Origin of the sequence: Clostridium perfringens (genome assembly GCF_016027375.1) — a bacterium.
Taxonomy (GTDB): Bacteria; Bacillota; Clostridia; order Clostridiales; family Clostridiaceae; genus Sarcina; species Sarcina perfringens.
The window spans coordinates 1106009-1120536 of the sequence record NZ_CP065681.1; the positions used below are offsets into that span (position 1 = coordinate 1106009).

Below are 14528 nucleotides of genomic sequence, written 5' to 3' on the forward strand. Positions count from 1 at the left end.
TATAAAACTTACAAACATATTCCGAGAATTACTAGATTTCGCTAAGAATTTATAATTATTACTCCGAAGATATTACTAAAGCTTCAAAACTTGCTTCGCTTCGAACAGTTTCAGCTTCTTAACGTAATATCTTCTCAGTAATAATTTAAATTCTAAAGCTCATCTAGATATTCTCTTCATACTGTTTGTAAGTTTTATTTGTTATATTTTGATAAAGACCTTTTTTAATAAACACACTTGATTTCTAACCAAGCTTCATCATATTTTCTAAGTATTTTAGAAGGTAAATCTATAAATACCTCACAATTTTTTAATGACTCTTCATCTGGGTATGCAACTTTATCATCTCTTATATCCTCAGGTAAAAGGTCATATGCAGCTGTGTTTGGAGTAGAGTATCCTATATATTCTACATTTTGCTCAGCATTTTCAGGATCGCAAAGGAAGTTTATAAACTTCTCAGCATTTTCTTTATGCTTTGCATTTTTAGGAATTGCTATTGCATCAAACCATTTATTTGATCCTTCCTTAGGAATAGCATAAGCTAAATCAGGATTTCTCTCTATCATTGTTACAGCATCTCCAGACCAAGCAACAGCAAGGGAAGCCTCTCCACCAACCATGGCATCTTTAACTTGGTCAACCATGTAAGCTAAGATTAAGCCATCTTTCTTTTGAGTCATAAGCTCCTTTTTAGCAGCTTCTATTTGATCTAGGTTTTCTGTATTTAATGAATATCCTAATTTTTTTTCTGCAACAGCCATAGCATCTCTAACACTATCTGGCATTATAACTTGATCCTTATATTTAGGATTCCAAAGAATATTCCAACTATCTACAGGATCACTAACTCTCTTTGTATTATATATTATTCCAACTGTTCCCCACATGTATGGTACTGAGTATTCATCAGTTGGATCATAAGCTAATTTTTTAAATTGTTCTCCTATATATTTATAATTAGGTATATTAGAAAAATCTATTTTTGCTAACATATCTTCGTTTTTCATTTTTTCTATCATGTAATCAGAAGGAATTACTATATCATAAGATACATTACCACTATTAAGTTTTTGATACATTATTTCATTAGTATCATAAACATCGTATTTAACATCTATTCCAGTTTCTTCTTTAAATTTAGTAAGTAGTTCTGGATCTATGTAATCTCCCCAGTTATAAACATAAAGAACGTTATTGTTTTTATCTTGAGTAGCTTCCTCATCCTTTTTTGGTCCACAACCAAGAAAAAGAGATGATAAAAGAAGTGTTGAACAAGTTAATGCTAAAAATTTTTTTAATTTCATATTAACGTTCCCCCTTTACTAAAGATTGTTTTCTATTAGCAATAAGAAGTAATGCTAAGACAACTATAAACATTAATGTTGAAAGAGCATTTATTTCTGGAGAAATACCTCTTCTAGCCATAGAATAAATTTCTATAGAAAGGTTAGAAACACCAGGACCTGTAGTGAAGAAACTTATAACAAAGTCATCTATTGACATTGTAAATGCTATTAAGAATCCTGCAGCTATACCAGGTATTATTTGAGGAATTACTACCTTTCTTAAAGCGTAAGATGGTTTTGCTCCTAAATCTAAGGCCGCATCAGTTAGATTTGGAGGTAATTGTCTTAGCTTAGGTAAAACAGATAATATAACATAAGGAATATCAAATGTTATGTGAGCTAAAAGCATAGTCCAAAAACCAGGTTTTAAATTAAATAAAACTCCACCAATAGCGAATAAAGTCATTAATGAAATACCTGTAACTATATCAGGATTTAATACTGGTAAATAGTTTACGTTTAATAATAAGGTTCTAGGACCTTTTTTCATATTATTAATTCCTATAGCACTTATAGTTCCTATAACTGTAGCAACAACAGAGGCTATTACTGCTATTAAAACTGTATAATAAAGAGCTGCTATTATTCTATCATTTTCAAGTAGGGAGCTATACCAATCAAAAGTAAAGCCACCCCAAACAGCCATAGATTTTGTTTTGTTAAATGAAAATATCATAAGTGTTACTATTGGTGCATATAAAAATATAAATACTAAGGCTAAATAAAATTTAGAAATAAAATCACCTAACTTTTTTACCATAGCTGTTTACCTCCTTCTTTTCCGTTCTTTTCATATTTAGACATAAAGGCCATTGAAATTAATATTAATATCATCATAAAGATTGATAAAGCAGAACCGAAGTTCCAGTTACCGATAGTAGTAAATTGTTGTTCTATAAGATTACCAACTAACATGTATTTTCCACCACCTAGAAGGCTTGGGATTACGAAGTTTGAAACAGCTGGCATAAATACCATAGTTATTCCAGAGATTATTCCAGGAATACTAAGTGGTAAAATAATTTTTCTAAAAGCTTGAGCTTTATTTGCACCTAAGTCATAAGCTGCATTAACTAAGTTTTTATCAATTTTTATAAGTACAGTATATATTGGTATAACCATAAATGGTAAGAAGTTATATACCATTCCAAGTAAGATTGCTCCGTCAGTATATAGCATTTTAATTGGACCTATTCCTATATAACCTAAAAGAGTATTAATAAGTCCATCTCTACCAAGTATAGCCATCCACGCATATGTTCTAAGTAAGAAGTTCATCCACATTGGTAATATGAATAAAAGTATTAACATATTTCTTCTTTTTATAGGTAATTTAGAAATTATATAAGCTATTGGATAACCTAAAATTAAACATGAAACTGTTGATAAAACGGCAAGCCATATAGAACGTATAAAAACAGTAAAATATATTGGCTCAAATAATCTTTGGAAGTTTTCAAAAGAGAAAACAAATCTTCCATCAACTTTACTTGTAAAACTAAAGAAAACTATTAAAAGTAAAGGGATAACTATGAATATAGCACTCCATACAACGTATGGATAAGCTGCAAATGATAAATTTTTATTTCTATTTTTCATCTTTAAACATCACTCTCTTTTTTCATTATGTGTATGCTTTCTGGATCAAGAGATAATCCTATTTTAGATCCTATTTCAGCATGTTTTGTATTGTGTAATATCCAAGTGTGGTTTTCATCCTTTACTTCTATTTCATAGTGAACACCTTTAAATATAACTGAAGTAACAGTTCCTTTTAACATACCTTCTTCATATTTAACCATTTCAAAATCCTCTGGTCTTATTACAACTTCAATAGCTTCGTTCTTTTCAAAACCTTTATCAACACAGTTAAATATTCTTCCAGCAAATTCAACCTTAAAGTCATCTAACATAGTTCCATCAACTATATTACTTTCACCGATGAATTTTGCTACAAATGAGTTAGCAGGTTCATTATATATATCTTCTGGGCTTCCCATTTGTTGAATTTCACCTTTATTCATAACAACTATTGTATCTGACATTGTTAAAGCTTCTTCTTGATCATGAGTTACAAATATAAATGTAATTCCTAATTTTTGTTGAATTCTCTTAAGCTCTATTTGCATTCCTTTTCTAAGTTTCATATCTAATGCACCAAGTGGCTCATCTAATAAAAGTACCTTTGGTTCATTTACTAAAGCTCTAGCTATGGCAACCCTTTGTTGTTGACCACCACTAAGGGCTTCAATATCTCTGTTTTCATATCCTTCAAGGGCAACTAACTTAAGCATTTCCTTAACTTTTTGATCTATAACATCTTTAGGCATTTTTTTTAGTTTTAATCCAAAAGCTATATTTTCATATACATTCATATGAGGGAATAGAGCATATTTTTGGAATACAGTATTTAATTGTCTTTCGTAAGGTGGTATATCGTTAATAATATTATTTTCAAAGACCACCTGGCCACTATCTGCCGTTTCAAAGCCAGCTATAATTTTTAAAGTGGTTGTTTTACCACATCCACTAGGTCCTAAAAGAGTTAGGAATTCATTCTTTTTTATATTTAGGGAAAGATTATCTAAAATTGTATCTTTTCCATATGATTTAGTTATTCCTTTTAATTCAATAATATTATTATCTTTCAAATCTAACACCTCTGCTTTCTAAATGTTTATACTAAAATGATGGTGGAGTACTTATCCATATAACCTTTGCAGAAATTTTTCCTGCATTAGAAATATAATGATTAGCCTTGGGCTTAAAGTAGAAACTCTCGCCTTTTCTTACTTTTACTTTTTTGTCTCCTAGATGAAGATATATTGCTCCAGATAGGACATACCCAAATTCCTCACCCTCATGAGGCTCTTCTTCAATATATTGTCCTCCAGGTTCAAGCGTTATCATTATAGGTTCCATATCATTCTTTTGAGCATTTGGAACTAACCACATAAGGTTATATTTTAATTCTTCATTTTCAGTTTCAAACATATCATCCTTAGAGAAGGCTATCTTTTCATTAGTATCTTCACTAAAGAATTCCGTTAAATTAGTTCCTAATATATCTAATATATCTATTAATGTAGCTATAGATGGAGAAGTAAGGTCATTCTCAAGCTGAGAAATAAATCCCTTAGATAATTCACATCTATTTGCTAATTCTTCTTGAGTCAACTGTTTGGCCACTCTGAGACGTCTAATTTTATCTCCTATTTCCAAGTTTTACACCTCAATTTCATTACTATAAGTTTTACTAAACTTTAAGTTTAAAATTACTAAACAAACACAAATAATTATAAATACTTTTAAAATAAAAATCAACAAAAAATTAAAAAAATATATTAATATTTAAATGTTGCCTTAAAATAGTGATTTAGCAACTTTAGAAGGAAAAAAATGTTATGGAGTTTAGGCTAATCTATTATTAAATTTAGTATAACTAAACAATAAAATAACAATTAATAAATAATGTATAAAAAATTTCACAGTTTGTGGTAATTTATGATAAAATACTCTTGAATTAATAAATGATTGGTGTGGTAATGTGATACAAAAAAGAAACTGTTATAGGAGAGAGGGAAGAAAAGTTTATATAAGAACACCATATTTAGAAGAACTAGGGTATACTGAAAAGCTATGGGGAGATATGGAGAGTATGACCGATGTAGGCAAAACAATATCTTTTCCAAGGTATAAGTGGGATAGTTTTTATAAAAAGATGGTGAGTCCTACAGATGGAAGAAATCTGTATTGCTTGGTTTTTGATTATAATGATAATCCAGTGGGGGAAGCAAGCTTTCATGGATATGACTCTATAACTAAAACTGCTAGGTTAAATGTTAGGATAGAAAATTCACATAGGGGAAAAGGTTATGGAAGTGAATCGGTACATCTTATCTTAGAATGTTTTTTCAATGAATTTGGTGGCTTATATATGCTAGATACGGTTTCGTTAGATGAGAACAGAGAAAGACTTGAAAAAATTGGTTTCAAGATTATGTATAAAAATAAAGATGGTTATTCATATAGATTATCTAAGGATGATTTTAATAGTCAAATCAAAGACTTAAAAGAGAGAAAGTTTGGAATATTTATTTATGATAAGATGGTAGTAAGCACAGTAATATCTTTCTTAGAAATTTTTCATGATATAAATAAATCATTAGATAAAGAAATAATTTCAGTAGAGTTAATAGGGACACAACGTAATATAATAAAAGATAAAATATATGATATCAAATTTGAAAATATAAAATCTGTAGAAGAAGTAGATTTAGATGTTATAATTGTTCCAGGAAGTAAGAGCAATAAGTTCTATGAAAATGATGACTTTGAAAAACTTTTAAATAATATCAATGGATGTGAAACTGTTTGTGTTCTAGGAAATAGTATAATTCCATTTATAAAAAATAAATTTTTAAGAGGTTTAAAAGCGTATTATTCTAAGGAGTGGGTTGAATTTATAAAGGAAGAAATCGCCTTAACATCTTATTCTGATGAAGATATTATTGATAATGGAAGACTTATAATGGTTAAGAAAAAATCCTGTGAAATAGAAGGAATAAAATACATAATTAAAAAGTTGTTTGGAGAATCTGTATTAAATAGATTTGATTTATAGATTTGATGCTATATTTTATAGTGTTATGAATAGGAGTTGTTTATTATATGATAAACATAAAATTAGATGAAGACAAAAGAGGAAAAGTTATATTTAGAGCAAATATAGATGAGTGTCATAAAGATAACAGGATATTAAAAAGAGCATTGTTTGAGAGTAGAGTAGTAAACAATGAGTTTAAATATAATATACCAATGAAATATTTTTGGCCAATAATAAATAATGTTCATAAAGAATTAATAAGTTTAAGTGAGGATAGTAGACTTGAAGTTTTAGAATTTTCAGATGAATATGAAGAAGTTTATTATTATAATTATAAAGCTACACCAGCTTATATGAAGAAATGGAGAGAGGAAGGTTGTCCTCCAATTTTTAAAATAACAATAAATCCTAAGGATTTAAGTGTTGAGAAAAAAGTTATATTTGAAAGATTAATATAAAAAAGCTTTGAGAAAAAAATCTCAAAGCTTTTTTTATTATTGCCATTCTTCTACATTCTCTAATCCAGGAATAGAAGATGCTTTAAATACTGGCTCTTTAATTCCTGCTTTCTTTTGAGCTGTATAGTCCTTAAGTGCAAGGAAAGAATATTTACCAAGGAATAATATAGTTATTATATTTAGTATAGCCATTAATCCCATGAAAAGATCCGCTAAATTCCAAACTAAATCTACTTTTGCTATTGAACCAAATAATACCATACCTATAACAAGTATTCTGTATATATTTAATAATACCTTATTAGTGTGTATAAACTCTATGTTTGTTTGACCGTAATAGAAGTTACCTACAATAGAACTAAAAGCAAATAATAATATACAAATTGCTATGAAATAAGCTCCGAAAGGTCCTATTTGAGATACAAGAGCTTTTTGAGTTAATTCTATACCTGTTAGAGAACTATCAGCGTATTGACCTGAAAGAAGTATTATAAATGCTGTGCAAGAACAAATTAATAATGTATCAGTAAATACTCCTAAAGTTTGAATTAAACCTTGTTTTACTGGGTGAGTAACATCTGCTGTAGCAGCTGCATTTGGCGCACTACCCATACCAGCTTCATTTGAGAATAAACCTCTTTTAATACCTTGCATAACAGCGGCACCAAGTCCACCGGCAGTTAATTGTTTTATTCCAAAGGCTGATTCAAATATAAGTTTGAAAACTGATGGAATTTCAGTAATATTTAAAATTAAAACTATAATAGCAATAAGAATATAAAGAACCGCTAAAATTGGAACTATTATTTCTGAAACCTTAGCAACTCTGTGAATACCACCGAAGATAACTAAAGCAGTTACTATTGCTAATATTATACCAATTGCTCCTCTTGAAAGTCCGAAAGCACTATTGAATGCAACACTTACTGTGTTAGCTTGAACTGCATTAAATACGAATCCAAAACAGATTGTAATAAGAATTGAGAATATAATTCCTAACCATCTCTTTCCAAGTCCTTTTTCCATGTAATAGGCAGGACCACCTCTAAAAGAATCTTTATCCTTAGTTTTATATATTTGAGCTAATGTACTTTCTACGAAACTAGACGCAGAACCTATTAAGGCTATAAGCCACATCCAAAAAACAGCCCCAGGTCCACCAACAGCTACGGCTATGGCAACACCCGCTATATTACCAGTACCAACTCTTGAAGCTGTACTTATACAAAATGCCTGAAATGAAGAAACTCCGCCTTTTTCTTTATTTGACTTTCCTATACCGTCTCCTAATAAACGGAACATTTCTTTTATATATCTAAATTGAACAAATTTAGTTTTAAAAGAAAATAGAAGGCCTGCACCTATTAATAAAATAATTAATATGTAGCCCCAAAGAAAATCATTAAAACTAACTACTAAGTTATTAAGTATTTCCATAAATTCCTCCTCCTGTTGATAAGTTTTTTATTTTTTTGCGTCACACTTTATATCTAATTTTAATATGAATAATAAAAAAATGCAAGAACTAATATTGCTTTATTCATATGTGAGATATTTGAATGGAAAACATAGAAGTTAAATGTTAATAAAAAGTAAATAGTGTATATTAGTGAAGAGTAGTGTATTACAAAGCTATAGAGGGCTAATTATCAATAATAAAGCCACTATGAAATAAAAAATTCATAGTGGCTTTGTTTTGAATAAGGTCAAAATGCAAGAAGGACTTCCTTCTATTGCGTAATGTTGTTGTTTTGACCGTTTTGATTTTGGTTATTTCCAGCTTGAGGTGGAGTAATAACTCCATTATTTGTATTGTTTTCTGTTTGATTTTGAGGAGGAGTCACATTTCCACCTCCGTTATTATTAGTGTTATTATTACCATTAGCTGGTGTATTATCAGGCTTATTATTTGGATTTTGTTCATTTGGTTTATTATTATTATTTTCGTTAGGTTTAACTTCTTCAGGTTTAGTTTCTTGTTGTTTATTTCCTTCATTTGCTCCAGAATTATTATTATCATTTGTATCAGGAGCATTTACATGTAAATTTGTATGATAATTACAATATTGAGTAGGAGCAGAACCATTAATAAACCAATCATAATAAACTCTACTGCCTCTAGGGTCTTGAGTACAAAGGGAAGTAGGTTTAAGACCAGAATCCATACATACTGCAATCTTGCTTATTCCACTAGGTTGTTCAACCTCTTTGTACTGTAAGTCTTTATGAGCTAAGCCCATTATTTTTCCGAAAATAGGAGAGGTAACAGTACCACTACTAGTTCTCATTTCTCTAGGCTTATCATATCCAATCCAAATAGCCGCAGAATAATATGGAGTTAATCCTGCAAATAAATAGTCTTTATCTCCAGTGGTAGTTCCTGTTTTACCCGCCACAGGAATATTACCAAATTTAGCAGGTTTTGCAGAGCCACTTTCTACTTGATCCTTAAGCATATCATAAACTATATAAGACGCTTGAGGACTAAATATTTTAGTTTCTTCTGGAGTACTTGTATCAAGAATTACATTTCCATGAGAATCTAATACCTTTGTATATAATTTAGCATTTGTTTTAACACCGTTATTACCAAAAACACCGAAGGCTGAAGCTAGAGTATAAGTATTTCCTCCATCAGGATTATTAGGGTCATTTTGGAATTGACCTAAGGCTGTTGTGGAAATACCTCTAGAATGAGGTCCATAAACAAGACCTAATTTTTCTCCATAAGCTATAGAGTTTGAAACACCTACTTCGTTAGCAACTTTTATGGCTGCTAAGTTACTAGAGATTTTAATTGCTTCTCTAAAAGTTAAAGGACCTCTATAACTATTGTATTCATTCTTAGGTTGATCTTTATATCCTGTAGAAGATAATTCTTTATTACTTAATGGAGAATCATTTACTACAGAGCCAGCGCCACCAAGTCCTAAATCAATAGCAGGACCATAAACTGTTAATGGTTTTGTTGCAGAACCTATAGATTTTAAATCATAATAAGCTCTATTGTGAGACATAGCAGGTTGTTCCCCTCTTCCTCCAACTAAAGCCTTAACATGGCCTGTTTTATAGTCTATTATTGTGGCAGATGCTTGTAATTTATAAACACCATCTTCATTTTTTTCATTAGGATTATTAGTTATAGCTTTATAGTTATTTGGATCATCTAAAACTTTTTGAACATTATTTTGAAGATTTCTATCCATAGAAGTATAGATTTTTAATCCACCATTAGCTATAAGTTTGTCAACTTCCTCTTGTGTATATTTATATTTATTCATTAAGTCTTGTTTAACTTGAGTTATAGCTGGTCTTGTGAACCACTCAAAGTTAGTTTTACTTAATTTATTATTTGGTGTGAATTTTATACCATTTGTGTCAATTTCATTTATTGCGTCATTATATTGTTCACTTGAAATATATCCAAGTTCATGCATTTTAAATAGTACAGATTTAGTTCTATTTAAATATCTACTTGGATTTTCTTTATTTGCCTCTGAAAGACCATCATAAGAAGTTGGTGCTTGAGTAAGTCCTCCTAAATAAGCGCACTCAACTAAATTCAAATCTGAAACATTCTTACTAAAAAATCTTTGAGCAGCTGCGCTAACCCCATATTGGTATCCACCCATAGGAATTGTATTTAAATACGTAGTAAGGATTTCATCTTTTGAAAGGTGCTTTTCTAATTCCAAAGCTAAGTACATTTCTTTAATTTTTCTTTCATAACTAACTTCATTAGTAAGTACGGCATTTTTTATAAGTTGCTGAGTTATAGTTGAAGCCCCTTGAACCGTATTACTTCCTGAAAGTTTACCTTTAATATTAGAAGCTATTACCCCAAAAATTCTTTTAATGTCTATTCCTTTATGCTCATAAAATCTTTCGTCTTCAATAGCTACAAAAGCCTTTTTTAAGTTATCAGGTATCTCTTCAGATTTAACTACATAACGTTGTTCACGAGTTATAACATTATCCATAAAGTTTCCCTGATCATCGTAAAGAATGGATGGCTGATTTAGAGATTGAATTGCCTGAACATCTAACTCTGGAGATGAACGTATAATAGAAAGAACGTAAATTCCAACTACTGTTACGGCAGTTATCCCTAGAAGCAGAATCCCTATAAAGAACCATTTCAAAAATTTTGTTACTTTCGATTGATTTTTAGGTGAATTTTTCTTCTGCTTTCTATCTTTATGCTCTCTTTTTCTTTCAGTCATTTTTTCCTCCTATCATAATAAAACTTTCTATTTCTAAAAAACTACATAATTATATTATTATACATTTAAAGAAATATTATATTATATTATAGCATAATAATATTAAGAGTAAACCAAATTATAAGAGGTGTAGTCTTTGTATTATGTAAATAAAAATAAACGTAAAAATATAGATTTTAAAAAATATTTAATAATTACTTTATTAATGATTATTGCCTGTTTTTTAATTTTCATATATGTTTTTGATAAAATAATTGCACCTACAGTTTTACTTGTTTCAGATTCAGAAATGCAAGCTAAAACTTTAGATATTATAAACACTAATATTGCTGAGGTTTATACAGAAAAATTTAATTATAATGATGTAATAAAGGTTCAAAAAGATTCATCTGGGGCAATAAAAATGATTAATGCTGATACTATAAAATTAAATGAGTTAGCCACAGAGGTTGCCATAAAATCACAGAGGGATATAAAGGAAGTTGGATCCATAGGTGTAAAGATGCCAATTGGATATATAACAAAAAATAATATAATGTCTTATTGGGGTCCTAGTATAACTGTTAAAATGGAGCCTATAGGAAGAGTGGTAGTTACTTATGAGTCCTTATTTGAAAGTGCAGGAATAAATCAAACAAGGCATAAAATTTTAGTTAATGTAAAAACTAATCTTAAAATAATATTACCACTTCAATCAAAAGAGGTTGAAGTGGTAAATCAAATTCCAATTTCAGATACTGTCATAGTTGGAGAAGTTCCAAATAGCATGTGGGGTGGAAATATGCTACAAGGTATTAATGAAGAAAGTAGAGAAGATACAAATTAGCCTATTAAAAAAGGAGGAAATTCCTCCTTTTAATTATTTTTCCCAGTTAAATATGTAAGGGATATTTCTATAATGATCACCATAGTTTAATCCGTAACCAACAACGAATAAGTCCTCTATTTCAAAACAACAATAGTCTGGTTTTAAATCAACTTTTCTTCTAGAAGGTTTGTCTAAAAGAGTGCAAGTTTTAACTGATTTAGCTCCTAGTGATTTAACATGGTTTATAACAAAATCCATTGTTATACCTGAATCTATGATATCATCAACGATTAAGACATCTAAGCCTTCAATATTATCAGGAATATCATTTACAACTTTGACTATACCAGTACTTTCTTCACCATGGCCATAACTTGAAGTAGTCATAAATCCTATTTGAGCTTTAGTATCTATTGCTCTAACTAAATCCGCTGCAAATATGAAACTTCCTCTTAATAAAGATAAAACATAAAGGTTTTTATCCTTATAATCTTCAGTTAATTTTTTACCTACAATAGCTATTTGTTCTTTAATTTGCTCTTCAGAAAGTAGTATATTTCTGTTCTTATCTTCCATTATTTTCTCCCCTAACTATTCCGTATTATTTACAATATTGTATTTATAGTATAAAATTAAATGAAAATTGTCAAGAAACATAATAAATATCACGAGGTGGTAATATATGATACATGGAAATACTGATGGAATAAGGAATTCAGTACTTAAAGAATTAGAAGAACTTTATAAAATAAATGTACCAAAGTATAGTGTTTGTACAGAGGATATGATAAATATTATTTCTAGATTATCTTCTCAAATAGAAAGAGAAATTAGTGTAGGAATAAATAGAAAAGGAAAGGTAATTAGTGTAGCTATAGGAGATTCTTCAAGTGTAGAGATTCCATTAATAGATATACACGAAAAAAGATTATCTGGAGTTAGAATAATACATACTCATCCAAGTGGGGTTTCTAGACTTTCTGCTTTAGATATATCTGCCCTTATGAAATTAAAGCTTGATACAATAATGGCCATAGCTGTAGAGGAAGGCAAAGCTAAAGATGCTTCTTTAGGATTTTGCTATGTAGAAAATGAAATTCTTATAAGTGAAGAAGCACCTCATTTAACTATAGATAAGTGCTTACAAATTAATATTTTAGATAAGATTAATCATGTTGAAGAAGTTATTAAAACAAGCAATGTTGAGGAAGATGATAGTGAAAGAGCTATTTTAGTAGGATGTGATACAAGAGAAAGCTTAGATGAGTTAGAGGAACTTGCTAAGGCTTGTGATATTCCTACATTAGAAAAAGTATTTCAAAATAGAAGCAAAATAGATGCTTCTTTTTATATAGGAAGAGGTAAAGTTTTAGAAATTGCTAACATAAGACAATTAACAAGGGCTAACTTAGTAATTTTTGATGATGAATTATCAGGAGCACAAGTTAAAAACCTTGAAGCTAACTTAGGAGTTAAGGTAATTGATAGAACAACTCTTATTTTAGAAATATTCTCAAGAAGAGCTAAGACAAGGGAAGCTAAAATTCAAGTAGAACTTGCTCAACTTAAGTATAGAGCAGCTAGACTTATGGGACTTGGAACTGTTATGTCTAGAACTGGTGGTGGAATAGGAACAAGAGGACCAGGGGAAAAGAAACTTGAAATAGATAGAAGACATATAAGAGAAAGAATATACGATCTTCAAGCTGAGCTTAAAAAGATAAAGAAGATAAGAGAAACTCAAAGAGAGAGAAGAAGTAAGGATAAAACTTCACAGGTTTCCTTAGTTGGATATACTAACGCAGGAAAATCTACTTTAAGAAATACTCTATGTGCAGAATCAGCTTCAACTTTAGCTACTCAAGCTAAGGATAAGGTTTTTGAAGCAGATATGCTTTTTGCAACTTTAGATACTACAACAAGGGCTATAAAACTTCCTGATAATAGGGATATAACATTAACAGATACTGTTGGATTTGTAAGCAAACTTCCTCATGAATTAGTTGAAGCTTTTAAATCAACTTTAGAAGAAGTTATATACTCAGATCTTTTATGCCACGTTGTAGATGCTTCTTCAGATAATGCACAAGAAGAAATTATAGCTGTAGAAAAAGTTTTAGGTGAATTAAAAGCCTTAGAATCAGCAAAAATATTAGTTCTTAATAAAATTGATAAGGCTGATGAAGAAAAGCTAAATGAATTAGAAGCAAAATATTCTTCAATATATAATAAGGTAGTAAAGATTTCTGCTAGGGAAAGAATAAACTTAGATGATTTATTAGAAGCAATAAGTGAAGAATTGCCTTATACATTAAAAAGCAAGGAATATATAATTCCTTATACAGCTCAACAAGTTGTAGCTTATCTTCATAGAAATGCTAATGTAAGTGAAGAAGAATATAGAGAAGAGGGAACTTATATAAAAGCAGAAGTGGATGAAGAAGTAGAAAATAAATGTAGAGAATACGAGTTATAATAAGAGTATTAAATTCATGAGTAAAAGCTAAATTCAACAAGAATTTAGCTTTTATTATTACAATTGTCACATCATAAATTATAATATATATAAGTATAATAATAATGATACTAATTTTTAGGATGTGAATCATGGAAACTACGGATACTTTAGATCGTGGAAACATAAGAGGTCGTAGAGAAAGATCAGGAAACTCTAATGGACAGGAAGATCTTTTTGCAGCTCAAGCAGCTGCAAGTGATAATCAAAGTACTAATAATGTATGTACAGATGATTTTAATAAGGCATATAATCAGTTACAGGATATTTTATTAAAAGCAGCTACTATTCAAGCAAGTGTAGCTACATTAAATATAGGTGACGAATATAAAATGTATTATGATAGGGTGGTTAAGCCAGCTTTGGACATTATTTATTTTTTAAGTTTTGCAATACAAAATACAGCGGCAGCAGCTAACCTTTATCAATCTAATACCTATGGGAAAAAAGGAGAAGGAAAAAAAGCTTTAGATATTTCTTATGACATGTTAGAACAGATGGAAGTTGGAATTTGTTTATTGAAAGAGTCTTTAAAAATTTTGGTGGAAAAAGGGAATTGTTTATAGATA

The 14528-nt window shown here is 29.6% G+C and carries 13 protein-coding genes; 5 read left to right on the forward strand and 8 right to left on the reverse strand.

Translation table 11 applies throughout. The annotated features are described in order from the left end of the window. Positions 1–224: 224 nt before the first annotated feature. Genes I6G60_RS05490 through I6G60_RS05510 form a run of 5 tightly spaced genes read right to left on the reverse strand, consistent with a single transcriptional unit; the run spans position 225 to position 4571 of the window. Complete coding sequence (locus tag I6G60_RS05490; protein ID WP_060670918.1) at positions 225–1307, reverse strand: ABC transporter substrate-binding protein; 1083 nt, start codon at positions 1305–1307, stop codon at positions 225–227. A 1-nt stretch (position 1308) separates the two neighbouring features. After that, entirely contained in the window at positions 1309–2109 is an 801-nt protein-coding gene (locus I6G60_RS05495; protein ID WP_003473666.1) for an ABC transporter permease, read from the reverse strand. Further along, on the reverse strand, positions 2103–2948 hold the full coding sequence (locus I6G60_RS05500; protein WP_003461855.1) for an ABC transporter permease: 846 nt from the start codon (positions 2946–2948) through the stop codon (positions 2103–2105). Before I6G60_RS05500 ends, I6G60_RS05495 begins: the two co-directional genes overlap by 7 nt. Positions 2949–2950: 2 nt before the next feature. Next, on the reverse strand, positions 2951–4000 hold the full coding sequence (gene potA, locus I6G60_RS05505; protein ID WP_004457807.1) for a spermidine/putrescine ABC transporter ATP-binding protein: 1050 nt from the start codon (positions 3998–4000) through the stop codon (positions 2951–2953). Between the two features lie 31 nt (positions 4001–4031). After that, positions 4032–4571, reverse strand: a complete 540-nt coding sequence (locus I6G60_RS05510) for a helix-turn-helix domain-containing protein (RefSeq protein ID WP_003451138.1) — start codon at positions 4569–4571, stop codon at positions 4032–4034. Between the two features lie 325 nt (positions 4572–4896). Here I6G60_RS05510 and I6G60_RS05515 point away from each other — a divergent pair, with 325 nt between their 5' ends. Next, the gene (locus tag I6G60_RS05515; RefSeq protein WP_057231790.1) at positions 4897–5973 is read left to right on the forward strand and encodes a GNAT family N-acetyltransferase; all 1077 of its coding nucleotides are present in this window, start codon (positions 4897–4899) and stop codon (positions 5971–5973) included. Between the two features lie 47 nt (positions 5974–6020). Beyond that, the gene (locus I6G60_RS05520; protein ID WP_003470926.1) at positions 6021–6413 is read left to right on the forward strand and encodes a hypothetical protein; all 393 of its coding nucleotides are present in this window, start codon (positions 6021–6023) and stop codon (positions 6411–6413) included. Between the two features lie 36 nt (positions 6414–6449). Here I6G60_RS05520 and I6G60_RS05525 read toward each other — a convergent pair whose 3' ends face one another. Together I6G60_RS05525 and I6G60_RS05530 are read right to left on the reverse strand one after the other, a co-directional pair. After that, entirely contained in the window at positions 6450–7850 is a 1401-nt protein-coding gene (locus I6G60_RS05525) for an alanine/glycine:cation symporter family protein (RefSeq protein WP_003451357.1), read from the reverse strand. 293 nt (positions 7851–8143) lie between these two features. Next, on the reverse strand, positions 8144–10636 hold the full coding sequence (locus tag I6G60_RS05530; RefSeq protein ID WP_011591012.1) for a transglycosylase domain-containing protein: 2493 nt from the start codon (positions 10634–10636) through the stop codon (positions 8144–8146). Positions 10637–10772: 136 nt separating this feature from the next. On the opposite strand from I6G60_RS05530, the gene yunB reads away from it, so the two are divergent. Continuing rightward, entirely contained in the window at positions 10773–11462 is a 690-nt protein-coding gene (gene yunB / locus I6G60_RS05535) for a sporulation protein YunB (RefSeq protein WP_011591011.1), read from the forward strand. Positions 11463–11495: 33 nt separating this feature from the next. Here the strand turns inward: yunB and hpt are convergent, their stop codons facing one another. Beyond that, the gene (hpt, locus tag I6G60_RS05540; RefSeq protein WP_003451102.1) at positions 11496–12020 is read right to left on the reverse strand and encodes a hypoxanthine phosphoribosyltransferase; all 525 of its coding nucleotides are present in this window, start codon (positions 12018–12020) and stop codon (positions 11496–11498) included. A 106-nt stretch (positions 12021–12126) separates the two neighbouring features. Between hpt and hflX the strand changes: the two genes are divergently transcribed. Together hflX and I6G60_RS05550 are read left to right on the forward strand one after the other, a co-directional pair. After that, positions 12127–13920, forward strand: a complete 1794-nt coding sequence (hflX, locus tag I6G60_RS05545; protein WP_003451503.1) for a GTPase HflX — start codon at positions 12127–12129, stop codon at positions 13918–13920. A 131-nt stretch (positions 13921–14051) separates the two neighbouring features. Next, positions 14052–14525 carry a hypothetical protein gene (locus I6G60_RS05550; protein WP_011591010.1) on the forward strand — a complete coding sequence of 158 codons (474 nt, stop codon included), beginning with the start codon at positions 14052–14054 and terminating at the stop codon, positions 14523–14525. Positions 14526–14528 lie beyond the last annotated feature (3 nt).